Annotated in this window: 11 protein-coding genes; all 11 read left to right on the forward strand. The window is 67.8% G+C overall.

Annotated features, from left to right (window positions below):
- Nucleotides 1-2 precede the first annotated feature (2 nt).
- Complete coding sequence (locus CLU91_RS02120; protein WP_100872780.1) at nucleotides 3-974, forward strand: FecR family protein; 972 nt, start codon at nucleotides 3-5, stop codon at nucleotides 972-974.
- A gap of 155 nt (nucleotides 975-1,129) precedes the next feature.
- Complete coding sequence (locus tag CLU91_RS02125) at nucleotides 1,130-13,729, forward strand: filamentous haemagglutinin family protein (protein ID WP_100872781.1); 12,600 nt, start codon at nucleotides 1,130-1,132, stop codon at nucleotides 13,727-13,729.
- Entirely contained in the window at nucleotides 13,726-14,439 is a 714-nt protein-coding gene (locus tag CLU91_RS02130) for an RNA polymerase sigma factor (protein ID WP_100872782.1), read from the forward strand. The genes CLU91_RS02125 and CLU91_RS02130 overlap by 4 nt, the downstream gene beginning before the upstream one ends.
- Nucleotides 14,440-14,515: 76 nt before the next feature.
- Complete coding sequence (gene paoA / locus CLU91_RS02135) at nucleotides 14,516-15,175, forward strand: aldehyde dehydrogenase iron-sulfur subunit PaoA (protein WP_100872783.1); 660 nt, start codon at nucleotides 14,516-14,518, stop codon at nucleotides 15,173-15,175.
- Nucleotides 15,172-16,131: an FAD binding domain-containing protein gene (locus CLU91_RS02140; RefSeq protein WP_100872784.1), complete on the forward strand. Its 960-nt coding sequence runs from the start codon at nucleotides 15,172-15,174 to the stop codon at nucleotides 16,129-16,131. Before paoA ends, CLU91_RS02140 begins: the two co-directional genes overlap by 4 nt.
- A 4-nt stretch (nucleotides 16,132-16,135) precedes the next feature.
- On the forward strand, nucleotides 16,136-18,334 hold the full coding sequence (gene paoC, locus CLU91_RS02145; RefSeq protein WP_100872785.1) for an aldehyde oxidoreductase molybdenum-binding subunit PaoC: 2,199 nt from the start codon (nucleotides 16,136-16,138) through the stop codon (nucleotides 18,332-18,334).
- A 125-nt stretch (nucleotides 18,335-18,459) separates the two neighbouring features.
- A complete protein-coding gene (locus CLU91_RS02150; RefSeq protein ID WP_232730588.1) occupies nucleotides 18,460-20,097 on the forward strand; it encodes a response regulator in 1,638 nt (545 codons plus the stop codon).
- Nucleotides 20,094-21,122: an ABC transporter substrate-binding protein gene (locus CLU91_RS02155; protein WP_100872787.1), complete on the forward strand. Its 1,029-nt coding sequence runs from the start codon at nucleotides 20,094-20,096 to the stop codon at nucleotides 21,120-21,122. The genes CLU91_RS02150 and CLU91_RS02155 overlap by 4 nt, the downstream gene beginning before the upstream one ends.
- Nucleotides 21,123-21,132: 10 nt before the next feature.
- Nucleotides 21,133-23,646 (forward strand): ATP-binding protein, encoded by a 2,514-nt coding sequence (locus tag CLU91_RS02160; RefSeq protein WP_100872788.1) that lies wholly within the window; start codon nucleotides 21,133-21,135, stop codon nucleotides 23,644-23,646.
- A gap of 147 nt (nucleotides 23,647-23,793) precedes the next feature.
- Nucleotides 23,794-24,780, forward strand: a complete 987-nt coding sequence (locus CLU91_RS02165; protein ID WP_100872789.1) for a magnesium and cobalt transport protein CorA — start codon at nucleotides 23,794-23,796, stop codon at nucleotides 24,778-24,780.
- Between the two features lie 141 nt (nucleotides 24,781-24,921).
- Nucleotides 24,922-25,929 carry a helix-turn-helix transcriptional regulator gene (locus CLU91_RS02170; protein WP_100872790.1) on the forward strand — a complete coding sequence of 336 codons (1,008 nt, stop codon included), beginning with the start codon at nucleotides 24,922-24,924 and terminating at the stop codon, nucleotides 25,927-25,929.
- Nucleotides 25,930-25,959 lie beyond the last annotated feature (30 nt).

Here is a 25,959-nt window from a genome sequence, read left to right on the forward strand (position 1 = left end):
TGATGACTGCACCTGACCGCGATCCACGCGACCCTCTAGAACATAGCGACACTGCCATCGGCCAGCAAGCCGCCGCCTGGTGGGCGCGCCTGCGTTCCGACGATTTCACGCAGGCCGATGCCAAGGCCTTGCGCGCCTGGTGCGCGCGCAGCCCCGAGCATGCGCGCGCCTGGCGCGAACTGCAACACCTGTGGCAGGCGCTCGATCCTGCCTTGACCCGCGCCGCCGCGCCACAGCGGGCGAACGTGCTGGCGTTTCCCCTCCGGCCGGGACGGCGTGCCTTCCTCGGCGGCGCGCTGGCCGCCGGCGTGGCCGTGCTGGCCCTGCGTCCGCCGCTGGGTGCCTGGCCTTCGCTGCAAGAGTTCGCCGCCGACTACCGCACTGGCACGGGCGAGCAGCGGCAAGTGGCCCTGTCGCAGCAGATGTCAGTGCAGATGAATACGCAGACGCGCATCGATGTGCGCGCGCCGGAAGCGATCGAACTGCTGGGCGGCGAAGCGGAAATCCTCGCCAGCGGCGCGCGCCAGCCCGTGACGGTGCTGGCGGGGGCGGGGCGCATGCTGGCGCAGTCGGCCCGCTTCAATGTGCGCCACACGGACGCCGCCGTCTGCGTCACCTGCCTGGCGGGCGCCGTGGAAGTCGTCTGGCAACAGCGGCGCCAGACTCTCGATGCGGGGCAGCAACTGGTGTACGACGAACGGGGCGTGCAGGCGGCCACGGCCGCACCAAAGGGCGAGGCCAGCGCCTGGCGCACGGGTGCGCTGTCGTTTGTCGGCAAGCCGCTGGCCGACGTGGTCGATGAAATCAACCGCTACCGGCCCGGCCGCGTGCTGCTGCGCAATGCCGAGCTGGGCCGGCGCCTGGTGCGCATGCGTTTTTCCATCGGGCAAACCGATGGCGCGCTGGCGATGATACGCGACCTGTACGGCGCGCAAATGACCAGCCTGCCAGGCGGCATCGTGCTGCTCAGCTGATCCCGTGTTTCCCTTTGGCAGGTTGATTTAAGAATATTTGAAAATATTTTTCAAAAATCATTATCCCTTCCGCCATCGAGCTACGTCATGGAGGCATGGACGCCTGCGCCACCGCCAGGCTCCGTTCCCTACTCTCTAGCCAGGAAACCATTGCCATGACCAAGTTTTACACTGCCCAGCGCCCAGTCCCGAACGTCGACACGGGCGCGCAGCGATCCTCCACGCTGGGCAGCCGCTTGCGGCTCACGCCGCTCGCTTACGCACTGACCACCATGCTGATGGCGGGCGCCTTCACCACGCCGGCGCGCGCGCAGCAGGCGTTCAGCGGCGGCTGGTTCGCGGCCAAGGGCGCGGCGCAAAACACGGCTTCGACGTCGGGACGCCTGCCGAATGGCCAGCCGCTGCCGCTGGGCAGCCGTCCCGACGGCCAGCAACAGCAGGCGAACCAGCAGTTGCAGCGTTCGCTCAACAACCTGAACCTGGCCGCGCGCGCCATCGCCGCGCAGCAAGCATCCCAGGCGCAGGCGCGCCAGGCGGCAGCCGGCGGCGCCAGTGTGCCAAATGGCCTGGCGCAGGGCGGCTTGCAGGTCGACACCAACAGCCTGACGGCCGGCTGGCTCAATGCCCAGGGTCCCGTGCAGACGGTGGCGAACGGCAAGACGGCCGTGGTGGTGCAGCAGACGGCGGACAAGGCCATCCTGAACTGGGAAACTTTCAACGTGGGCAAGGACACGACCTTGACCTTCCAGCAGCAAAAGGATTGGGCCGTGCTGAACCGGGTCAACGATCCGCTGGCGCGTCCCAGCCAGATCCAGGGCCAGATCAAGGCCGACGGCACGGTGATGCTGGTCAACCGCAACGGTATCGTGTTCAATGGCACGAGCCAGGTCGACACGCGCAGCCTGGTGGCGGCAGCGGCCCGCATCAGCGATGCGCAATTCCAGAAAAACGGCATCTACAGCCCCGGCACGGCCGGCGCCGCAACGTTCACCGATGCGGACGGCAAGGTACAGGTGCAGGCGGGTGCGCGCCTGGCCAGCAACGCTCCCAAGGGCAGCACGGAAGGCGGCGGTTACGTGATGCTGCTGGGTAAAGAGGTGCACAACGGGGGCGAGATCAATACGCCCAAGGGCCAGGCCCTGCTGGCCGCCGGCGACAGTTTTACGATTAAAAAAGGCGTGGGCACGGATGGCAATCCGCTGTCGAGCACGCGCGGCAGCGAAGTCACGCCGCAGTTCGCGGCCGGCGGCACGGCGGGCAAGGTTGTCAACACGGGCCTGATACAGGCGCGTGAAGGCGACATTACCCTGGCGGGCCGCGACGTGCGTCAGGAAGGTGTCGTTCTCGCCACTACCACGGCCGCCACGCGCGGCACCGTGCACCTGAACGCCCTGGGCAGCGACGCTGCCGTCACCGTGGGACGCGGCGCCACCACGGCCATCCTCGTCGAAGACGATGGCAAGACGACGGCGCTCGACAGCCAGCGCGACGCCATGCGCGGCCCGGCCGTGTCGGCGGAGCAGAATATCTCGCTCGTCAACGACCGCCGCGACCAGTCGCGCATCGAGATCGGCAGCGCCGGCACGGTGGAATTCATCGGTGACTCGCTGACCCTGGCCACGGGCGGCCAGATCGCCGTCAATGCGGCCAGCCGCAGCCTCGTGCGCGATGGCGCCCAGCTTGACGTGTCCGGCGCCGTGGGCGTCAAGGTGGCCATGGCGGCCAACAATATCGAAATCAATGTGCAGGGCAACGAGCAGCGCGATGCGCCCGTCAACCGCGACGGCAAGGCCCTGATCAACAACAGCATCTGGGTCGACCGCCGCAAACTCGTGTTCGTACCGAAGGGCACGAACGGCTACGACAGCGACCGCTGGTACACGGCCGGCGGCTTGCTGGAAGTGGCCGGTTATCTGGGCACGCAGGGTCACTCCGTCAGCGAATGGATGGCGCAGGGCGGCACGGTCAGCTTCGGCGGCAAGGATGTCGTCACGCAGGCCGGCTCCGGCATCAATCTGTCGGGCGGCACCCTCGACGTGCAGACGGGCGCGCTGCGCCAGACCTGGCTGAAAGGCGCGGACGGCAAGCTGTACGAAGCGGGCAGCGCGCCGGCCGACCTGGCCTATCTTGGCGTGTACAAGGGTTACGAGGAAGAACACGCGCGCTGGGGCAAGGATGCCAGCGCGTTTTACGCCAGTCCCTTGATCGCCGCGCAAAAACGCCTGGAAAACGGCTACACGGTGGGCCGCGACGCGGGCAAGCTGGTCATCGCCACGGGGTCGGCCGTGCTGGAAGGGGCGATTGCTGGCGAGGTCTTCCAGGGCGAGCGCCAGACGCAGACACCGCAAGCGCTGCTCGACGGCTACCAGCAGTCGCAGCTGGCGGCCGCGCAGCGGGGTCAATTGATCGTCGGCCAGTACCAGCCGATGTTCGACAAGCGCACGGGCGTGCTGCAGCATGCGCTGTCGGCCGTCATGGACGAGGTGCGCCTGACGCGCGTGCAGGACGGCATCGCCGCCGGCCTCGGCGTGACTGGCGCGCTGGACGCTGAACGCGAGGGCAGGCTGCTGCTCGACACCAATTTACTGAACAGCCAGCAACTGGGCGCCATCCGCCTCGCCGCCAAGGGCGCGATCACCGTCGACAGCGCGCTGCAAGTGGCCGACGGCGGCAACATCACCCTGTTCGGCAATGACGTGGCCATCAACAGCAGCTTGCGCAGCCATGGCGGCAGCATCCTGGCCGGCAATGTGCTGAACCAGATCGGCGCGCTGGGCATGTTGGACACCGTCGTCAACCCGGGCGGGCCTGCGGGCAAGCTGCTGCTGGCCGATGGCGTGACCCTCGATACCAGCGGTCTGCTCAGCAGCGTGCTGCGCGACCCGCTGGCCGCCGCCGGCCTGCCGTACCTGAACGGCGGCACGGTATCGTTGCGCGCGTTTGGCGACGTGCGCATCGGCAATGGCAGCCTGATCGACGTGACCTCGGGCGCGGCCATCCTGTCGCAGGCGAAACAGCAGGGCGGCAAGGGCGGCAACGTGGCCCTGGCCAGCTATGGGCCGGAAGCCGACCTGGTGCTGGGCGAGGGCGCACAAGTGCGCGGCCACGGCGTGGCCGGTGGCGGCAAGCTGGAATTGCAGGCGAACCAGATCGTGATCGGCCACATGGAAAAACCCGGGGCAGGCACCCTGCAGCTGGGCGGCGACTTCTTCGACAAGGGTTTTTCCAGCTACAGCCTGCTCGGCAAGCAGGGCGTGACGGTGGCGGACGGCACGCAGGTCGACGTGCGCATGCCCGTGCTGCGCGTGGTGGACAATGAAAAACTGGCGCTGTGGACGCCGGAACAGTTTACGGAAAACGCGCTCAAGGGCACCTTGACTCAGCGCAAGGGCGCCAGCCTGGCCCTGCAGGTGGGCGACGTGCAGTCCGATGCGGCCGACATGGCCAGCGCCGAGCTGCTGGTCGGCAAGGGCGCCGTGGTGAATGTCGATGCGGGCCAGTCCATCAAACTGGCCAGCGTGGGCCAGCTGACGGTGGAAGGGCGGCTGAACGCCTGGGGCGGCAAGATCAGCCTCGGCGGCGTGGGCGTTGCCGTGAATGTGTCCGAAGCGGTGGAAGCGGCCGGCCATGGCCGTTCCCTGTGGATAGGCGAAACCGCCGTGCTCGACGTGGCCTCGCGCGCCGTCACGGCCACGGACGTGCAGGGCCGGCGCTACGGCAAGGTGATCGATGGCGGCAGCATCGTCATCGGCGGCGAGATCGACCATGCGCAGGGCAGCACGTCGGCGGCCAGCCTGTTCGTCGTCGTGCGCGACGGCGCCGTGCTCGACGCTTCCGGCGCGCACGCGGTGCTCGATGTGAACGGCGCGGCCATCGACGTGGCCAGCGCGGGCGGCAGCATCGCGCTGGCGTCGAACAATGGCTTGTACCTGGACGGCCAGCTGCTGGCCCGGGCGGGCGGCGCGGGCGCGGCGGGCGGCAGCCTGTCCGTGGCCACGGGCACCCCCGTCTACCTGAAAGTGCTGGCCACGGACAAGGTGCTGCAGGGACGCCAGCTGGCGCTGACGCAGCGCCAGGGCGCCAGCGACCTGGCTGAACACGTGAGCGCACGGGACGCGGCGGCAACGCTGCAGTACGGCCACGGGCGTTTTTCCGTCGAGCAAGTGGAAGCGGGCGGCTTCGGCAGCCTGGCCCTGCTGGGCGCCGCCTCCTTCGATGGCGACGTGTCGCTGCATCTGCAGCAAAGCTTCCAGCTGTACGGCGCGCCCGTGCTGACACCAGGCAGCAAGCCCGGCGCGAAGGTCAGCGTTACGGCGCCGTACGTGCGCCTGGCCAGCATCAAGCCGGCCGGCAAGGATTTCTATGTCACGCCAGGCACGGCCGGGGAGTCGCCGATGGCTGGCCAGGTCAGCATCGCGGGCGACCTGATCGACGTGCGTGGCCTCGTCAATATCGTTGCCGACGACGTGCGCCTGAGCAGCCGCGGCGACTTGCGTTTCCTGCTGTCCCCGCTGGGCTGGGGCGGCGCGGAGGCGACGACGGTGCTGTCCTCGCCGGGCGACATGACCCTTGCTGCGGCCCAGCTGTACCCGGACACGGGCGCCGGCGCCGCCGTACGCGTCGGTTATGGCCGCACGGATGGAAAGTTCGGCTACGATCCGGCGCGCAGCCTGCGCATCGCCCGCACGACGGATAGCCTGCCGGCCATGCCGTATTCCGCCTTCGGCTCGCTGGAACTGGAGGCCGCGCATATCGAGCAGGGCGGCGTGGTGCGCGCACCGCTGGGGCGCCTGGCCATCGGCGCGGCCCGCTATGAAAATGACAAGAGCCTGAGCGTCAATCTGCTGGCCAACAGCATCAGCTCCGTCAGCGGCGCCGGCCTGGTCATGCCGTATGGCGGCACCGTCGATGGCCAGAGCTGGAACGTGGACGGCAAGCTGGCCACCTTCATGGGCGTGGGCGGCTTCAATGCGCAGGGCGGCTTGCGCGTCGGCGTGGAAATGGCCGGCGTGGCCGTGCAGGTGCAGCCGGGCGCACTGCTCGACCTGTCGGGCGGCGGCGAACTGACGGGCGCCGGCTTCATCGCGGGCCGCGGCGGTTCCACCGATGCGCGCTATCATCCGCTGGCGCAAGTGAATGCGAACGGCGGTTTCATCCTGCCGGGCCTGGCGACGAATCCCGTGTACGCCATCGTGCCCGGTGTGCAGGCGCCGCAAGCGCCTTCGGGCGCCGCCGATGCGGCCATCGGCCGGCAGGTGACGATAGGCAACGGCGTGCCTGGCCTGGCGGCCGGCACCTATACCCTGATGCCGTCGACCTACGCCCTGCTGCCGGGCGCCTTCCGCGTGGAACTGAACGGCCTGGCGGGGCAGGGCAGCGCCGGTACGCTGGCGCAGCCGCTGCGCAACGGTTCCTGGGCCGCGCCCGGCACCTTGTCGATCGCCGGCACGGACATCCGCGCGCCGCTGGCCAGCCAGCTGATCATCACGCCGGCCAAGGTCGTGCGCACGTATTCCCAGTACAACGAAATGGGTTATGCCGCGTTTGCCCTGGCCGATGCGCAAACGCGGGGCATTCCCCGCGCGATGCTGCCGGCCGATGCGAAAACGCTCAAGCTGAACCTGGCGCCCGGCGGCGGCCTGGAGACGTTCCAGTTCCACGGCACGGGCAAGTTCGGCGCGGCCGAGGGCGGCTATGGCGGCACCGTGGTGCTGATGTCGAGCAATACCTCCGCTGGCGAGATCGAGCTCCTCGCCGATGGCGCGCCGGCCAGCGGTGACGCGAAACAGGTCAGCATACGCGCTTCCAGCCTGAACAATATCGGCGCGGCCCGCATCGTGGTGGGCAATGCGCCCACGGTGGAATATGGCCAGGGCGGCAATTACGTGAACTTCGGCGTCCAGTCGGCGCGCGCCATCTACCTGCGCGCCGGCGCCGTCCTGTCGGCGCCCGAAGTATTCCTCGTCGCCCAGGATCCGGGCAATTCTGAACTGGGCGACGGCGTGATCGATATCGCGCCCGGCGCCGGCATCAACACCCTGGGACGCGGCAAGGCCGCGTACGACGCCAATGATGGCTTTATCTACCAGAGCCGTCCGGACGTGCACGTGCTGGCCGCGTCGAACGGCTTGCTCAATGTGGCGCCCGTCAGCGGCGCGACGCGCGGCGGCATCCGCATCGGCATGTGCGCCGCCGCTTGCGCCGGCACGGCCAGCCTGTATTCGGAAGGCACCTTGCTGCTGGCGACCAGCGGCAGCTTCCAGCTCGACGACACGGCCCGCTACGGCACGCGCAACCTGAGCCTGGCTGTGGGCGCCATCAATATCGGCTCGAACGAGGCGCTGGCGGCGGCCCAGGCCGGCGGCACGCGTCCCGCCGGTCTGACCCTGAACCAGGGTCTGCTGGACCGTTTGCTGCGCGGCGACACCAGCACGGGCGCGCCAGCGCTGCAGGCGCTGATGCTGAACGCGGCCGACAGCGTCAATTTTTATGGCGACGTGGTGCTCGACACCTACGACAAAGTCAGCGGAAAATCGAACCTGGAGCGCCTGGTGCTGACCACGCCGGCCATGTATGGCCAGGGCGGTGCCGGCACGGTGGCGACCATCCGCACGGCCAACCTGATCTGGGGCGGCGCCCTGTCGGCGCCCGGCAATGTGATCGCGCGCGGCGCCGGCACGGGCAGCGGCACCCTGAACCTGGAGGCCGAACGCATCGATTTCGGCTTCGGCCCCTTCACGCAGCCGGCCGGCGTCGCCACCTTCGACCGCATGGCGCTGGGTTTTGGCACCGTCAACCTGAAAGCGTCGGGCCAGGTCACGGCCAACCACAAGGGCAGCCTGTCCGTCTACGAGGCGCAGGGCGCGTATGAAACGGGCAAGGGCTTCCGGTACAGCGGCGGCAACCTGAACATCAGCACGCCGCTGCTGACGGGCGAGGCCGGTTCGTCGCACAGCTACACGGCGGGCGGCGCGCTGGCCGTGACGGCGCCGGCCGGCGCGCCAACCCCTTTCGCCAAAACTAACGCCGCGCTGGGCGCCCAGCTGGCCTTGAACGGCGACAGCGTGACGGTGGCGACAGCCGTGGTGTTGCCAAGCGGCAAGCTGACGATCAGCGCGCAGCACGACATCACTGTGGCCGACGCCGCGCGCATCGACATGGCGGGCCGCAAGAGCACTTTCTTCGACGTGGATAAATACAGCTGGGGCGGTGACGTGACCCTGGACAGCCGCGTCGGCGATATCCGCGCAGCGAACGGCAGCGTGATCGACCTGTCGGCCGAGAACAACCGCGCCGGCAGCCTGAAGGCCGTGGCCCTCGATGGCGCGGCCGGCATGGTGGAGCTGCAAGGCAAGATACTCGGTGGTGCCAGCGGCAGCTACGACGCGGGCGGCACCGTGGTGCCGTACAAGCTGGGCAGCGTGGACGTGCGTGCGCAAACCCTGGGCCCAAGTGGCACCCTGGACAGCCAGTTCGCGTCGCTGAACAAGCGCCTGAGCGAAGGCGGCGTGACGGGCGGGCGCAGCTTCCAGCTGAAGCAGGGCGACCTGACCATCGGCAATGAACTCAAGGCAGGCGAAGTGCAGGTATCGCTCGACAACGGCCGCCTGACGGTGGCCGGCGTGATCGACGCCAGCGGCGAGCGCGTGGGCAGCATCCGCCTGGCCGGCAAGCATGGCGTCACTCTGGCCAACAACGCCGTGCTCGACGCGCATGGCACCGTCTTGCGCGTCGACAGCTATGGCAAGATCATCGATAGCCCGAACCGCGCCACGGTGGAACTGAACGCGGGCGAGGGCGTGCTGGACCTGGCCGGCGGCGCGCAGATCGACGTGCGCCACGGCACGGCGGCCGTGCTTGGGAAGGGCAAGGGTGAATACGACGGCGCCGCGCGCGGCACGGTGGAATTGACGGCGCCGCGCCTGGGCAGCGGCGGTTCCCGCACGGACGCAGACGCGGCCACCTTCGGCGACGTCGCCATCGCCAGCGGCAGCGGTTTTACCATCCGCGGCGCGAAATCCATCGCCATCAATGCCATGCAGCGCTACGACGATGCGGCTTATGCCACGGACCTGTCGGCCAGTGGCCGCCCGTATCAGGTGGTCAACCAGGCATACCTCGACAGCAAGCATGCGGACAGCACGGCGTTTATCAATGCGGCGCTGGCCAACACGAACTTGCGCAACAGCAAGCTGGCGGGCTTGAACACGGCCGCGTATGCCGAGGCGCTGCACTTGCGTCCCGGCGTCGATATCGTCAGCAAGACGCCAGACGGCGACCTGGTGGTGCAGGGCGACCTGGATTTGTCGGGCATGCGTTACGCCAGCCTGAACCCGCGTTTTCAAGTAACGAATGCGCGCGGCTCTGGCGAGGTGGGCAGCCTGCTGCTGCGCGCCGGCGGCGATTTGAATATCTATGGCAGCATCAATGACGGCTTCGCGCCGCCGCCGTCCACGCAGGACGACAAGGGCTGGTTGCTGTTGCCGGGGCGAGACATCAACGGCAGCGACGTCATCGTGCCGGGCACGGGCGTGACCATGGCCGACGGCACCATCTTCCCGGGCGGCGTCACACTCAATTACGACGTGCCCGTCAAGGCGCTGAGTTTCCGCGCCAACACGCGCCTGCCCGTGGATGTGGTCCTGAACCAGGTGCTCACCTTGCCGGCCGGCACGGTCCTGGCGGCCGCCGTGCGCGACAGCGCCGGCAATATCGTCCACGCGGCGGGTACCTTGCTGGCCACGGAACAGACCTTTACTGCCGGCATGCGGCTCGACGCGGGCAGCGTGGTCGCGCAAATGGTCAAGGTGCGCGCCATGACCTGGCCGAAAGGCGTTGCCTTGCCGGGCTTGCTGGGTGAGCGCAACGTGGTCACCCTCAGTGGCAAAGTGGAGCTGCCCGTCGGCGCGCTGATCCCGAACGGCACGGACGTCAAGCTGTTGCCCGGCGTGGATGCCATCGAACTGCGTCCGGAAGAGGCGGGCCGTCAGGGCAAGCTGTGGGCCATCGCACCGATGCTGGCCGAAGGTTCGCAATCGTGGGGCATGCGCCTGGCGGCCGGCGCCGACCTGGACGCTGCCGACACGCGCAGCGTGCAGGCGCACCCGTCGCACGGCACCTTGCGCCTGGCCGACAGCCATTACGGCATGTATGGCATCATGATCCCGCCGAAAGGGGTGCAGTACTGGACGCAGGCGGCGCAGGAGCTGGGCGAGCGCGAAGGCATCGTCGGCATCGTGGCGGGCGAACCGATCACCGAGGAATTCATCAGCCAGTTCGGCCAGACCGTGGCGGAATTTTGCGCTGGCGACGCCAGCATGTGCGTGCTGAAGCTGGCCTATGTGTGGACCAAGGCCGGCGCCGAAGAATTCGCCGACCCGAGCGTGAAGGCGGGCGACGTGGTCGACCTGGCCGGCCTGGGCTGGCCCACCATGTGCGAGGAAAACCCCACCTGGTGCGGCACATCCAACCCCACGTATGACAACAAGGCGTCCAGCCTGCGCTACAGCGTGCTGCGCACGGGCACGGGCGACCTGGATCTCGTCAGCGGCGGCGACTTGCGCATGGACAGCCTGTACGGCGTGTACACGGCCGGCATGTCGTCGGTGGCGACGGCGGCCGGCGACCCGTACAACCTGCCGCGCGCGCGCAATCTGGACGGCACGGTGCTGTCCAACCCCGATGGCGCGCATGAGCGTCTGGTCGATGGCGGCGCAGACAGTCTCTACCGCGCCTGGTATCCGGACCAGGGTGGCAATCTGCTGCTGCGGGTGGCCGGCGACCTGAGCGGCTCGCTGGTCGGCGCGTCCGCCGCCACCAACGGGCGCCCCGTCAGCAAGGATGGTCCCGGCGATTCGGTGGCGGTGGGCAACTGGCTGTGGCGCCAGGGCAGCGGTGGCGTGGACACGGGCGGTCCGGCCCAGCCGACGGCGTGGTGGATCAATTTCGGCAGCTATGTGGGCCGCGATACCCTGGCCGATACCGTGCTGGGCTTTACGGGCTTCGGCACCTTGGGCGGCGGCAATGTGCGCGCCGAGGTGGCGGGCGACGCGGGCGTGCTGGCACCGAAGGTTGCCACCGTGTATGACATCAGCATCAATCCGCGTTCGCAGGGCTTGCTGCTGGCCGTGGGCAGCACGGGCCGCGTGCTGGCCGACGGCAGCCTGCAACTGACGGGCGGCGGCGACCTGGACCTGCGCGTGGGTGGCGGCCTCAATCCGGCCAGGCAGTCCGGCGGCGGCCACTTGAATGGCGCGCTGGCCGACTTGCGCGGTCACGTGGAGGTGGCCGCTGCCCAGCTGGGCAAGGTCGCGCTGCAGTACGGCACGCGCTCGACCGACCATGTGCCGCTGGAAACGCGCGCCTTCGACGCCTTCCGCGCCACCCGCGCCACGCCGCAGGGCGGCATGACCCTGGTGCCCGGCGACGCCACTTTCAATGTGGCCACCCTGGGCGACCAGGTGCTGCAGGATGTGGCCGACCCCGGCCGCGTACCGATGTTCAACGCCGCGTCGTATACGAGCGCAGCGGGCGAAGCGGGCGCCGGCTACAGCTGGTTCAGCCTGTGGACGCCGCGCACGGCGCTCGACCTGTTCTCCGCCGGAGGCAACATGACGCCGCTGACCGCGCCGATCGGCACGGCCACCGACCTGGCCGTCGTCTATCCCTCCATCGTGCGGGCCGCGGCCGCGAATGGCAGCTTGTACTATGGCAAGACCATCACGGACTGGGGTGGCGCAACCGCGTATGCCGATCCTTTGCTGCTGGCGCCGTCGCCAAACGCCCAGCTGGAATGGCTGGCCGGCGATTCCATTTATGCGGGCGGCTACGCCGTCAGCCAGTCCGGCGCGGCCGCCGACAGCATGGCGACGCCGTTCAAGCCAGCCTTCGCGGCCTGGAACCTCAGGCCCGGCAGCCAGACTGCCCTGGGCGGCAATGTTTCGAGCACGGGCGTGCCGTCGTCGCAGTGGAACGCTCCGCTGTTCGCCTTCGGCCCCGATTCCGCCGCCGGTCCGGCCAACAGCGGCACGCAAGCGGCGCGCATCTACGCCGTGAAGGGCGATCTGATCGGCGTCAATAGCGGCCGCATGGTCGCGTTCTACGATGCCAAACACGCAGGCGTCACCTGGTACGAGGGGGCGCAACCGGTGTGGATGAAGGCGGGCCGCGATATCGTCGGCAGCGGCACGGCGCTGCTGGAAGCCATCGACGGCACGGGCGGTGGCGACATGATGTTCAGCAATTACAGCAACCTGTTCGTGCACAACAACGCGTTCGACGTGTCGGTGGTCTCGGCCGGGCGCGATATCCTGAACAGCTCCTTCAACGTGGCCGGCCCCGGCACGCTCGACATCAGCGCCGGACGCAACATATTGATGCAGGACAAGGGCAGCGTCGTCAGCCTCGGTCCCGTCGTCGCGGGAGACAAGCGCCCGGGCGCCGGCATCGCCATGCAGGCCGGCGTGGGCGCGGCCGGTCTCGACTACCTGCGCTTCGTCAAGCCCTATCTTGACCCGGCGAACGTGGCGCAGTCGGGCGTGCCGCTGGCCGAGCAGGCCGGCAAGGTGGTGAAATCGTACGGCGGCGAACTGGCCACCTGGCTCGGTGAACGCTACGGCTTCAAGGGCACGGCCGCCGAGGCGCAGGCCTTTTATCTCGCCTTGCCCGAGCCGCAGCAGCGCGTGTTCGCCCGCGACGTGTATTTCGCGGAACTGAAGGCGGGCGGGCGCGAGTTCAACGATGCGGACAGCGCACGCTATGGCAGCTTCCTGCGCAGCCGCAACGCCATCGCGGCCCTGGCGCCGGCCACGGACGCGAACGGCAAGGCGATTGCCTATGCGGGCGACATCATCATGTACCGCGGCCTGTATTCCAAGTGGAACGACGGCGAGCAGCGCAGGGATTACTTCCCCCGCAGCGGCTACGTGCACACCAACTTCGGCGGCGGCATCCAGATGCTGACACCGGGCGGCAAGCAGGTACTGGGCATCGAAGGCGAGGCGCCGCCGTCGACCTCGGGCGTCATCACCAAGGGCGGCGGCAACATCGACCTGTTCTCGCACGGTAGTATTTTGCTGGGCCAGAGCCGCATCATGACGACGTTTGGCGGCGATATCCTCGGCTGGTCGTCGGCGGGCGACATCAACGCAGGCCGTGGTTCGAAGTCGACCATCGTCTACACGCCGCCCAAGCGTGTGTATGACAACTGGGGCAACGTGACCCTGTCGTCCGACGTGCCGAGCACGGGCGCCGGCATCGCCACGCTGGCGCCGATTGCCGAAGTGCCGGCCGGCGACGTGGACTTGCTGGCCCCGCTGGGTACCATCGATGCGGGCGAGGCGGGCATCCGCGTGTCGGGCAGCGTCAACCTGGCCGCGCTGACCGTGATGAACGCGGCGAATATCCAGGTCAAGGGCGAATCCAAGGGCATGCCGACGGTGGCGTCCGTCAACGTGGCCGCCATGACGAACGCCAGCGCGGCTGCCACGCAGGCGACGGCGGCGGCGCAGGACGTGGTGCAGCGCGAGCGCGCCGCCACCCGTTCCGCGCAGCCATCGGTGTTTACGGTACGCGTGCTGGGCTTTGGCAGCGACGCGCAGCCCGACAGCGCGCAAGCGGCGCCGCAGGACGGCGCGCGCACCGAGGCGGCCGACTACAACCCGCGCAGCGCCGTGCGCGTGCTGGGCCTGGGCCCGCTGCCGGAATCGGCCACGCGCCAGCTGACGGCGCAAGAGCGCAGCAGGTTGTCGCCATGATGGCCCGTCTGGCGAGTACGGTTGATCCCTTGCGCATGGTGGGCATGCAGTGGTACCGGCCCGCCATCCGGCCCCGCTTGCAGGCGGCCAACGACGTGGCGGCGCCAGGGCAGGGCGCCCAGCTGCAAGCGGTGCTGGAAAGCAATTATGCAGGCTTGCACCGGCGCCTGACGCGCCACCTGGGTTGCGCCGAACTGGCCAGCGACAGCCTGCATGACGCCTGGCTGCGCCTGGGCGCGTGGACGGCATGGGACGGCGCGGCGCTGGCGCACAGCCCCGTCGCCTATGTGTTCCGCGTGGCCTGCAATGCGGCCATGGACAGCCTGCGCCGCAACCGCGCCTGGCTGTATGCGGACGAAGGCGATGGCGGTGGAGCTGGCGCTGGCGCTGCCGGCCTCGTCGATTTCCTGGCCGATACGGCGGCAGGGCCGGAACGCCTGGCCGAGCTGCAGGCGGACGTGCGCCGGCTGGCGCAGGCCGTCGCGCTACTGCCGCGGCGCCACCAGCAAGTGCTCGAAGCGCTGCGCGTGGACGAGCTGACCCGGCAGGAGGTGGCCGAGCGGCATGACATGTCGCTGCGCAATGTCGATACGGCCTTGCGCCAGGCGCTCGACCACTGTGCGCGCCACACGGGCCATGCGGCGCTGGGCGGCGCCGGCACGCCCCGGCGCAGTCTGAGGCTGAAGGTACGTTCGCGTACAGACGCGTAGCACTCCTGTCGCCAGACTGGTGCTTCGGGCCTGCATGCGCCCACCCAGCCAGTCCATAGCCAGGAGGAAGCGCGAGATGACAGAGTGTAATCACATCAATGCCGGCCGGCGCGGCGTGCTGATCGCCGGCGCGCTGTCGGCCACGGCCGTGGCCGTGCCCAGTGTGGCGGGAGCGGCGGGAGCGGTGAATACGGCGACCCAGGCCGGTGTTTCTCCCCCGCCCGTGCTGATGCAAGTCAGCTTCGACGTCAACGGCCGGCGCCACAGCCTGGAACTCGACACGCGCACCAGCTTGCTCGACGCCTTGCGCGAACATTTACAGCTGACGGGCACCAAAAAGGGCTGCGACCACGGCCAGTGCGGCGCCTGCACCGTCATGCTTGACGGCCAGCGCATCAATGCCTGCCTGACCCTGGCCGTGATGCATGACGGCGCCAGGGTCACCACCATCGAGGGACTGGGCACGCCGGACAAGCTGCACCCGATGCAAGCCGCCTTCATCGCGCATGACGGCTTTCAATGCGGCTACTGCACCCCGGGGCAGATCTGCTCGGCCGTCGCCGCGCTGGCAGAACTCCGCCAGGGCATCCCCAGCCACGTCAGCACCGACTTGAACGCGGCCCCGCAGGCGACACCCGAGGAATTGCGCGAACGCATGAGCGGCAACATCTGCCGCTGCGGCGCCTACTCCAACATCATCGAAGCGATCACCGAGGTGGCGGGGAGGCCGGCATGAGAGTGTTCAGCTACCAGAAGGCTGCCACGCCGGCCGAAGCGGCGGCCGCCGCCGTGAACACGCCGGGCGCTCGCTTCATCGCGGGCGGCACGAATCTGCTCGACCTGATGAAGCTGGAAATCGAAACGCCCGCGCATCTGATCGACGTCAATGGCCTCGCGCTGGACAAGGTGGAGGCGACGAAGGACGGCGGCTTGCGCATCGGCGCCCTGGTGCGCAACACGGCGCTGGCAGCCCACGCCACGGTGCGCCGCGACTATGCCGTGCTGTCGCGCGCCTTGCTGGCCGGCGCCTCGGCGCAATTGCGCAACAAGGCGACGACGGCGGGCAACCTGCTGCAGCGCACGCGCTGCCCTTACTTTTATGACACGAACCAGGCCTGCAACAAGCGCATGCCGGGCAGCGGCTGCCCGGCCATCGCCGGTTTCAGCCGGCCGCTGGCCATTCTGGGCGGCAGCGAGGCCTGCATCGCCACGCACCCGAGCGACATGGCCGTGGCCATGCGCGTGCTCGACGCCGGCATCGACACGGTGCGGGCCGACGGCAGCACGCGCACGATCCCGATTGCCGACTTTTACCGCTTGCCGGGCAATATGCCGCACGTGGAAACCGTGCTGCAGCCGGGTGAGCTGATCACCAGCGTGACCTTGCCCCCGCCCGTCGCCGGCACGCACGTCTACCGCAAGGTGCGCGACCGCGCCTCGTACGCGTTTGCGCTGGTGTCCGTGGCGGCCATCATCTTGCCCAACGGCACTGGCAAGCTGGCCCTGGGCGGCGTCGCGCCGCAGCCTTGGAGAAACACTGCCGCCGAGCAGGCCATGCCCGAGGGCGCGGCCGCCGTGAGCGAACGGCTGCTGGCCGGTGCCCATCCCACCGCCGACAACGGCTTCAAGCTGATCCTGGCGCAGCGCACGATAGCGGCCGTGCTGGCGCAAGCACCCGACCAGAAAGGATAGCGCCATGAAATTTACGACACCGGCGACCACCAATCCCATCGACCAGCTGAAAGTCGTGGGCCGCCCCACGGACCGCATCGACGGCCCCCTGAAAACCACGGGCACGGCGCCGTATGCGTATGAACAGAACAAGGCCGCGCCGCACGCCGCCTACGGTTACGTCGTCGGCGCGGCGATTGCCAAGGGGCGCATCGCCTCGTTTGACACCAGCGCGGCGCGCCGGGCGCCCGGCGTGCTGGCCGTGGTCACGGCGGAATCGGCTGGGAAATTGGGCAAAGGCAAGATGAACACGGCCAAGCTGCTGGGCGGCCCGGAGATCGAGCACTACCACCAGGCCATCGCGCTGGTGGTGGCGGAAACCTTCGAACAGGCGCGCTCGGCCGCGCAGTTGCTCGACGTCAAGTATGTCGAGCAGCCGGGCGTTTTCGACCTGGCCAAGGCAAAGCATACGGCCACCAAGCCGAAGGATGGCAAGCCCGACAGCAAGACGGGCAATTTCGCCAGCGCCTATGCGAATGCCCCCGTGCGCCTGGACGCCAGCTACACGACGCCTGACCAGTCGCACGCCATGATGGAGCCGCACGCTTCGATTGCCGCCTGGGAAGGCGATACATTGACGCTGTGGACGGCGAACCAGATGGTGGACTGGGGCCGTGGCGACCTGGCCCGGACGCTGGGCATACCAAAAGACAAGGTGCGCATCGTCTCGCCGTATGTCGGCGGCGGCTTCGGCGGCAAGCTGTTCGTGCGCGCGGAAGCCTTGCTGGCGGCCCTCGGTGCGCGCGCGGCGCAGCGTCCCGTCAAGGTGGCCCTGACGCGGCCTTTGATGTTCAACAACACCACGCACCGGCCCGCCACCATTCAGCGCCTGCGCATCGGGGCCACGCGCGACGGCAAGATCACGGCCATCGGCCATGAATCGTGGTCGGGCGATTTGCAAGGCGGGCAGCCGGAAACGGCCGTGATGCAGACGCGCCTGCTGTACGCGGGGCCGCACCGCATGACGGCCATGCGCCTGGCCGTGCTCGATTTGCCGGAAGGCAACGCCATGCGCGCGCCGGGCGAGGCACCGGGCCTGATGGCGCTGGAAATCGCCATGGACGAGCTGGCGGACAAGCTGAACATGGACCCCATCGTCTTGCGCATCCTGAACGACACGAAAGTGGACCCGGAAAAACCGGGCAGGCCGTTTTCCCAGCGCCGTTTGATCGACTGCCTGCGCACGGGCGCCGTGGAATTTGGCTGGAAAGAGCGGCAAAGCCGGCCCGGCACGCGACGCGACGGCCGCTGGCTCGTCGGCATGGGCGTGGCGGCCGCTTTCCGCAACAACCTCGTCATGCAGTCCGGCGCCAGGATGCGCCTCGATGGCAATGGCGTGATCACGGTGGAAACGGACATGACGGATATCGGCACGGGCAGCTATACCATCATCGCGCAGACGGCGGCGGAAATGCTGGGCGTGACCTTGAACAAGGTGGTCGTGCGCCTGGGCGATTCGGATTTTCCCGTCTCGGCCGGTTCGGGCGGGCAGTGGGGCGGCAACAGTTCCACGGCCGGCGTGTACGCGGCCTGCGTGCGCCTGCGCCAGGCCATCGCCGGCAAGCTGGGCTTCGATGAGAAAGAGGCGCGCTTTTCCGACGGCCAGGTGAGCCAGGGCGAGCGCAGCGTGCCGTTGGCGCTCGCGGCGGCGAACGGCGACATCGTCGCCGAAGACCACATGGAATACGGCGACCTCGATAAAAAATTCCAGCAATCGACGTTCGGCGCGCATTTCGTCGAAGTGGGCGTGGACGGCGACACGGGCGAAGTGCGCGTGCGCCGCATGCTGGCCGTCTGCGCGGCAGGCCGCATCCTGAACCCGAAAGCGGCGCGCAGCCAGGTGATCGGCGCCATGACCATGGGCGTGGGCGCGGCCCTGATGGAAGCACTGGTGGTCGACCGGCGCCGCGGCTTTTTCGTCAACCACGACCTGGCCGGCTACGAAGTGCCCGTGCACGCCGACATTGCGCACCAAGACGTCATTTTTCTGGACGAAACGGATCCCATGTCCTCGCCCATGAAAGCCAAGGGCGTGGGCGAACTGGGCATCTGCGGCGTGGCGGCGGCGATCGCCAATGCCGTCTACAACGCCACGGGCGTGCGCGTGCGCGACTATCCGCTCACCTTGGACAAGCTGCTGCGGGGACTGCCCGAGCTTACTTAGCCCCTTGCGCCACCGTGCGCGTGACAATTCGTGTATTTTTGGCAATTCGCAAGTGTTATGCTCGAAACGCATCTTGCAGGCCTGCCTCCGCTCCGCGAGGCGCAGGTGGGGCGCCAGGAGAATGCATGAACAGCTCATCAATGCCGCCGCGTATCCTCATCGTCGATGACGAGCTGGCGCACGTGCGCGCGCTGTGCGACACCTTGCGGGGGCAGGCCTACGACACGACGGGGATCGCTTCGGGCGAGGCGGCGCTCGCCTTGCTGGCCGTTGAATCGTTCGACCTGCTGCTGGTCGACCTGATGATGCCGGGCATGAACGGCATCGCCGTGGTGGAAGCGGCGCGCAAGATCGATCCGGACCTGGCCTGCATCATCATGACGGGCGAAGGCACGATCGCCTCGGCCGTGCTGGCCATGCAGGCCGGTGCGCTCGACTATGTCGTCAAGCCGTTCAAGGTGTCGGGCATCCTGCTGATACTGGCGCGCGCGCTGGAGACGCGCCGGCTGCGCATCGCCAATGCGCGCCTGGAACTGCTGCTGCGCCAGCACACGGCCGAACTCGACGCCATGAACCAGGATCTGCGGCTGGCGCGCGAGGTGGCCGAGCGGGCGAACCAGGAAAAGACCAATTTCCTGTCCAGCATGAGCCACGAGCTGCGCACGCCGCTCAACGCCATCCTGGGCTTTTCGCAGATGCTGATGTCCGACTCCATCCCCTCGACGGCGCAGGAAAAGAAAATCTTTGCCTCGCACATCTTCGGCGCGGGCCGGCACCTGTTGACTTTGATCAACGATATCCTCGACATCGCCAAGATCGAGTCGGGCAATATGTCGCTGTCGATGGAGCCCGTGGACCTGGCCAGCATCTACCACGAGTGCTGGCAAATGATGGAACCGCTGGCGCAGAAGCGCGGCATCACCCTGACGTTCGTCGAAGCGGTCGGCCTGCATGTGCTGGCCGACCGTACGCGCCTCAAGCAGGTACTGCTCAACTTGCTGTCGAACGCCGTCAAGTACAACCGGGAACAGGGCGAAATCCACGTCGATTGCCAGCCCGTCGACGCGCGGCAGCTGCGCCTGTCCGTGCGCGACACGGGCGGCGGGCTGAGCGCCGCGCAGCTCGAAGCGCTGTTCCAGCCCTTCAACCGCCTGGGACGCGATGCGCGCGACGAAGAGGGCACGGGCCTGGGGCTGGTGGTCAGCAAGCGCCTGGCCGAAGCCATGCAGGCCAGGCTGGGCGTGGCCAGCACGCCCGGACGCGGCAGCACCTTCTGGCTCGATATCGCCAGTTGTCCGGCGCGCCAGCCGCTGCAGGAAAGTGCGCGCCTGTCCGCCATTGCCCGGCCCGCGGAAACGGTACGGCTGCCGGACCGCAAGACGCTGCTGTATGTGGAAGACAATCCCCTGAATCTGGCCCTGGTGGCGGGCCTGATCCATTTTCGCCCCGACCTCGACCTGCTGTCGGCCGGCGACGGGCAAACGGGCCTGGACCTGGCGCGCCGCCACCTGCCGCAGCTGATACTGATGGACAGCGACCTGCCCGACATCAGCGGCACGCAAGTCATGCAGCTGCTGCGCGCCGATGCCCGCACCGCGCATATTCCCGTCATCGCCCTGACGGCCGTGGCCGGGCCGGGCGATATCCGCCAGGGGCTGGCGGCGGGCTATTACCGCTACCTCACCAAGCCGATTGACGTGCAGGCGTTTTCCGAAGCCATCAACAGCGCGCTGGAGTCGGCCACGGCGCAGCGCAGCGCATGAACGGCGCCGCGCCGGTGCGGCTGGCGGCCTGGCTGGCGGCCATCGCGCTGTTGCTGGCGCTGGCCGCCGCGGCCATCTGGCGCCTCTATGCCCGTCCCGCTGCGCCGCCCGGCCCGGTGGAAGTGCTGCGCCTGGCCGTGAATGCGGAATACGTGGGCAGCTGCCCCGTACTGGCCGCGCACGCACACGGCTATTTCGCGCGCGAGGGCATCGACGCGCGGCTGCAGGCGTATTCGTCGGGCAAGGCGTCGCTGGAAGCCGTGCTGCAGGGCAGGGCCGACCTGGGCACCGTGTCCGATATTCCCGTGGTGCTGGCCAGCCTCCAAAACCAGTCCGTCGTCATCATCGCCAGCATCTTCGAGGCCGAGCGCGACCACGGCATCGTGGGGCGCCTGGACCGCGGCGTGTCCACGCCCGCCAGCCTGAAGGGCAAACGCATCGGCGTCACCCTGGGCACCTCGGGCCAGTTCACGCTGGACGCTTTCCTGAACCGCCAGAAGCTGCTGCCCTTTGAGGTCACCGTGCGCAACTACGCGCCCGAGCAGCTGGCCGGGGCGTTGGCGCGCGGCGAGGTCGACGCGGCGGCCGGCTGGGAACCGTTCCTGACGGGCATGACGCAGGCCACTGCGGGCAAGGCGGCCATCTTCTATGGCGAGGACGTGTATGCGGGCCTGTTCAACCTGGCCGGCACGGGCGACTTTGTGCGCAGCCACCCGGCGACGATGCGCAAGGTGCTGCGCGCGCTGATCGCCGGCGCGCGTTTTTGCCAGGACCAGCCCGATGCCGCGCGCGCCCTGTTTCGCACGGCGTCGGCCGGCGAGACGGCGCGCCTGCGGGCGGCCTGGCACGGCTACCGCTTCGGCGTCGTGCTCGACCAGGGCTTGCTGCTGGCGCTGGAAGACGAGGCGCGCTGGGCCATCAAGAGCCGGCTGGCCGAACGCGGCGACATGCCGAACTTCCTCGATGCCGTCTACCTGGACGGCCTGGAAGCCGTGGCGCCATCGGCCGTCACGGTCATTCATTGAAAAGGCCACCGTGAAAATCGTCACGCGCTTCAAGCTGGCCGAACTGTTTTGCGTGGCGCTCGTGGCCATCATCGTCGCCGTGCTGTTTTCCACCAGCATGGCGATGCAGCGCGAACTGGCGAAGAACAAGGCGGCGGCCGATATCCTGCAAGCCGTCACGTCGCTGCGCTACCTGTCGATCGAATATGCGCTGCACCATGGCGCGCGCACGCGCGCCCAATGGCAGCTGCGCAGCGCATCGCTGGCCACGGGCTTGCTCGCCACGCCCGCCTTCAGCGCCGGCGAGGAGCGCGCGCTGCTGCGCGAATTGCAGGGCGACCTGGCCCGCGTGGGCGGCCTGTTCGAGCTGTTCGTGGCGAATCACCGCGAGCTGGGGCAGGACCCGCAGCGGCGCGAGGTGCTGGGCGAGCTGGAGTCGCGCCTGTCGGGCCAGATCATGGGCAAGGTGCAGGGCATGATTTCGGATGCGATGCGGCTGTCGGAATTGAGCCGGCAAGGCGTGCTCGATACGCAGCAGCGGGCCAACGTCGCCGTGATGCTGTTTGGCGGCATGATCATCGCGCTGGTGGCCGGCTTGATCTATTTCACCATGACCAGCGTCACGGGGCCGCTCGAAAAGCTGCGCCAGGGGACCCTGATCGTCGGCGCCGGCAAGCTCGATTTTGCGCTCGGCGTGCACACGAAGAATGAAATCGGCGACCTGGCGCGCGCCTTCGACGGCATGACGGAAAAGCTGCGCCGCACCACCGTCTCGCGCGACGAGCTGGCGCGCACGAATGCCGCCCTGGAAACGCAGATCGCCGAGCGCCAGCTGGCCGAGCGCAAAGTGCATGAGCAGCTCGAGCGCCTGAACCTGCTGCAGCAGATCACGCGCTCGATCGGCGAGCGGCAGGACTTGCGCAGCATCTTCCAGGTGGTGGTGCGCAGCCTGGAAGACCAGCTGCCCGTCGATTTCAGCTGCATCTGCCTGTACGAACCGTCGCCGCACGCGCTGCAGGTGACGTGCGTGGGCGTGCGCAGCGAGGCGCTGGCGCAATCGTTCATGATGGGCGAGCAGGCGCACATCCCCATCGACGAGAATGGCCTGTCGCGCTGCGTGCGCGGCAAGCTCGTATATGAAGCCGACATCGCCGAAGTGGCGTTTCCGTTTCCGCAGCGGCTGGCGCAAGGGGGGCTGCGCGCCCTCGTCATGGCGCCGCTGCTGGCCGAAAACACGGTGTTCGGCATCCTGATCGTGGCGCGCCGCGCCGCGCACAGCTTTACCAGCGGCGAATGCGAATTCCTCAGCCAGCTGAGCGAGCATGTGGCGCTGGCCGCCAAGCAGGCGCAGCTCTACGGCGCGCTGCAGTGCGCGTACGACGATTTGCGCCAGACGCAGCAGTCGGTAATGCAGCAAGAGCGCCTGCGCGCACTGGGGCAGATGGCCAGCGGCATCGCGCACGACATCAACAACGCCATTTCGCCCGTGGCCCTGTACACCGAGTCCTTGCTGGAGACGGAAACCAATCTCAGTCCGCAGGGCCGGCATTGCCTGGAAGTCATCGAGCGCGCCATCGACGACGTGGCCGCCACCGTGGCGCGCATGCGCGAATTCTACCGCCAGCGCGAACCGCAACTGGTGCTGTCGCCCATCGACGCCAACCTGGTGGCGCAGCAGGTGCTGGACCTGACGCGCGCGCGCTGGAGCGACATGCCGCAGCAGCGCGGCATCGTCATCGCCCTGCGCACGCAGCTGGCGGACGCGCTGCCCATGCTGCCCGGCAGCGCGGGCGAACTGCGCGAAGCGCTGACGAACCTGGTCTTCAACGCCGTCGACGCCATGCCGGACGGCGGCACATTGAGCGTGCGCACCAGCTGCAGCGGCGCTGCGGGAGAGGCGCGGCGGGTGCGCATCGAGGTGGCCGACACGGGCATCGGCATGGACGAGAATACGCGCCGCCGCTGCCTGGAACCGTTTTTCACCACCAAGGGCGAGCGGGGCACGGGCCTGGGCCTGGCGATGGTGTACGGCATGATGGAGCGCCATGGCGCCAGCATCGACATCGTCACGGCGCCGGGGCAGGGCACGGCGGTGCGCCTGGATTTCCCCGCCTGCGCCGCAAACGAAAGGGAGGATGCGCCCGACACGGCCCACCTTGTGCCGCCGCGCCTGCGCATCCTGGTGGTGGACGACGACCCGATGGTGCTCAAGGCGCTGCGCGACATCCTGGAAATCGATGGCCACGAAGTGGTGTCCGCCGATGGCGGCCAGGCCGGCATCGACTGCTTCCTGGCCGCGCGCGACAGGGGCGAGCATTTTGCCGTGGTCATCACGGACCTGGGCATGCCCCACGTGGACGGGCGCAAGGTGGCCAGCGCCGTGCGCCAGTGCTCGCCGGCCACGCCCATCATCATGCTCACGGGCTGGGGCCAGCGCCTGGCGGCCGACAGCGACTATCCCGAACACGTCGACTGCGTGCTGGGCAAGCCGCCCCGGCTGAAGGAGTTGCGGCGCGCGCTGAATGCGGTCATCTCGACGGTATAGGCCGCCGAGGTCGTTCACTCCCGATTATCCTTTTCAAATTTTTGTGTTGGCGTATCCGCATGTCAATGCGCCCGCTCAGTTGGCATGGTTATCCTGGTCTCCGCTATACTGGCCCCCCGATATTGCCGCCCTTAGCCGAAAACCATCATGGACCTGAGTACCCACGCCGCCGTCGTCAATTGCGAAGCGTATCGCGATGGCAGGAAGATCGCCCATTTCGACATCGACAAGGTGGGCGACTTCCTCGGCGATCCCGATTGTTTCGTGTGGATTGGCATGGCCGGCCCCGACGCCACGGCCATGCAGGCGCTGCAATCGGCGTTTGGCTTGCACGAACTGGCCGTCGAGGATGCGCAGGGGGCGCACGAGCGGCCCAAGCTGGAAGAGTACGGCGACACCCTGTTCATGGTGATGCACACGGCCACCCTGGACGGCGAGGCCATCGTCTACGGCGAAACCCACGTCTTTCTCGGTCCCCGCTTCATCATCACGGTGCGCCACGGCCCCTCGGCCGGTTATGCGAAGTTGCGCGAACGCAAGGAAAGCGTGCCCGAGAAACTCGCCAGTGGCCCTGGCTACGTGCTCTATTCCATCATCGACTTCATCGTCGACCAGTACCAGCCCTGCATCGACCATTTGCAGTCGCGCTTCCAGCACTACGAGCTGCAACTGTTCCAGCCCAGTCTCTCCGAAGACAAGCTGCAGGATTTCTACCAGCTCAAGACGGAACTGCTCAAGCTCGACGCGGCCGTCAATCCCCTGCATGACATCTGCACCCAGCTGATCCGTTTCCATGGCGACATCGTGCCCAAGGAAAACCGCATCTATTACCGCGACATTCTCGACCACGTCAAGCGCGTCACGCACACGGCGGGGCAGATGCGCGAACTGGTCAATTCGGCCATGCAGGTGGCGCTGGGGCAAATCTCGATCCGCCAGAACGAGGTGGTCAAGCGCCTGGCCGCCTGGGCGGCCATTCTGGCCGTGCCCACCATGGTCTTCAGCCTGTACGGCATGAACTTCGAATTCATGCCGGAACTGAAGTGGCGCGGCAGCTATCCGGCCGTGATCGTCGTCATCATCGGCGGCTGCTACTGGCTGCACCGGCGCCTGAAGCGCGAAGGCTGGCTGTAGCGCTCAAAGCAAGGGCGAGTACATTTATTGCAAGAAAAATTGCCACGAATAGTATGAAATAAATAAATATTGCTTTTCTCTTTCTAAAAATTCTCATAGGAAATAAAATGCTGCGTTAGTTAAAATGCAAAGGATACTGTCGTGGCAACGAATCAGCAGTCCCTACTGCGCCAGTGGCACATGCTGCAGGACATCCCGCGTGCGCCGAGCAAGGTGTCGGTAGAGAATATTTGTGTGCGCTTGAAGGCGCTCGGCTATGTGGTGACGGCGCGCACTGTCCAGCGAGACTTGCAGGCCTTGCGCGACGTGTTTGCGCTGGAAGTGGACGCGCGGGAAAAGCCATTTGGCTGGAGCTGGCGCCGTGATGCGCCGCCTTTCAGTATTCCAGGCGTGACCATTCCCGAAGCCTTGACGCTCAAACTGGTGGAGCAGCATCTGCATCACCAGCTGCCTCCGCATACGGCACAGGCCTTGCGCCCCCATTTTGCGGCAGCGGAGCGCACGCTGGCCACCCTCGATAGCTCGGAGCCTTCGAATGCGTGGCTGGACAAGATACGCCATATCCCCTCGATGCTGCCGCTGTTGCCTCCGGTGCAGGACGAGGCGGTGCGCAACAGTGTCTATGAGGCCCTGATGCAGGATTGCCAGCTCGGGCTGAGTTACCGCCGGCGCGACGCGGCAGCGGCCACGGACTATCCCGTTGTGCATCCGCTGGCCATCGCCCAGCGTGCCGGTGTGGTCTATTTGATCTGCATGTTTGCCGACTATACCGATATCCGCATGCTGGCGCTGCACCGCATCGAACATGCGCAGCGGCGCTATGAGCCGGCGCGCAAATGCCCGGACTTCAATCTCGATGCCTACATCGCCGCCGGCCATCTCGGTATTGTCAGTGGCGCGCCCCTGGCGCTGCGCGCCACGTTTTCCAGCGCGGCAGGCGCCCACCTCTACGAAACGCGGCTGCACGCCGAACAGACGCTGGAGCGGGCGGCCGATGGTTCGCTGACCTTGTGCGCCACCGTACCCAATACGCAGGCGCTGCGCTGGTGGTTGCTGGGCTTTGGCGCGGGCGTCAGCGTGCTGGAGCCGGCAGCGCTGCGCAGCGAAATGGCCGCCATCGCGCAGCAGATGGCTGCGTCCTACGCGTAGATCCCCCCCAAACTGTAGAGCAGCGGGCGC

It is taken from the genome of Janthinobacterium sp. 64 (assembly GCF_002813325.1).
Classification (GTDB): Bacteria; Pseudomonadota; Gammaproteobacteria; order Burkholderiales; family Burkholderiaceae_D; genus Janthinobacterium.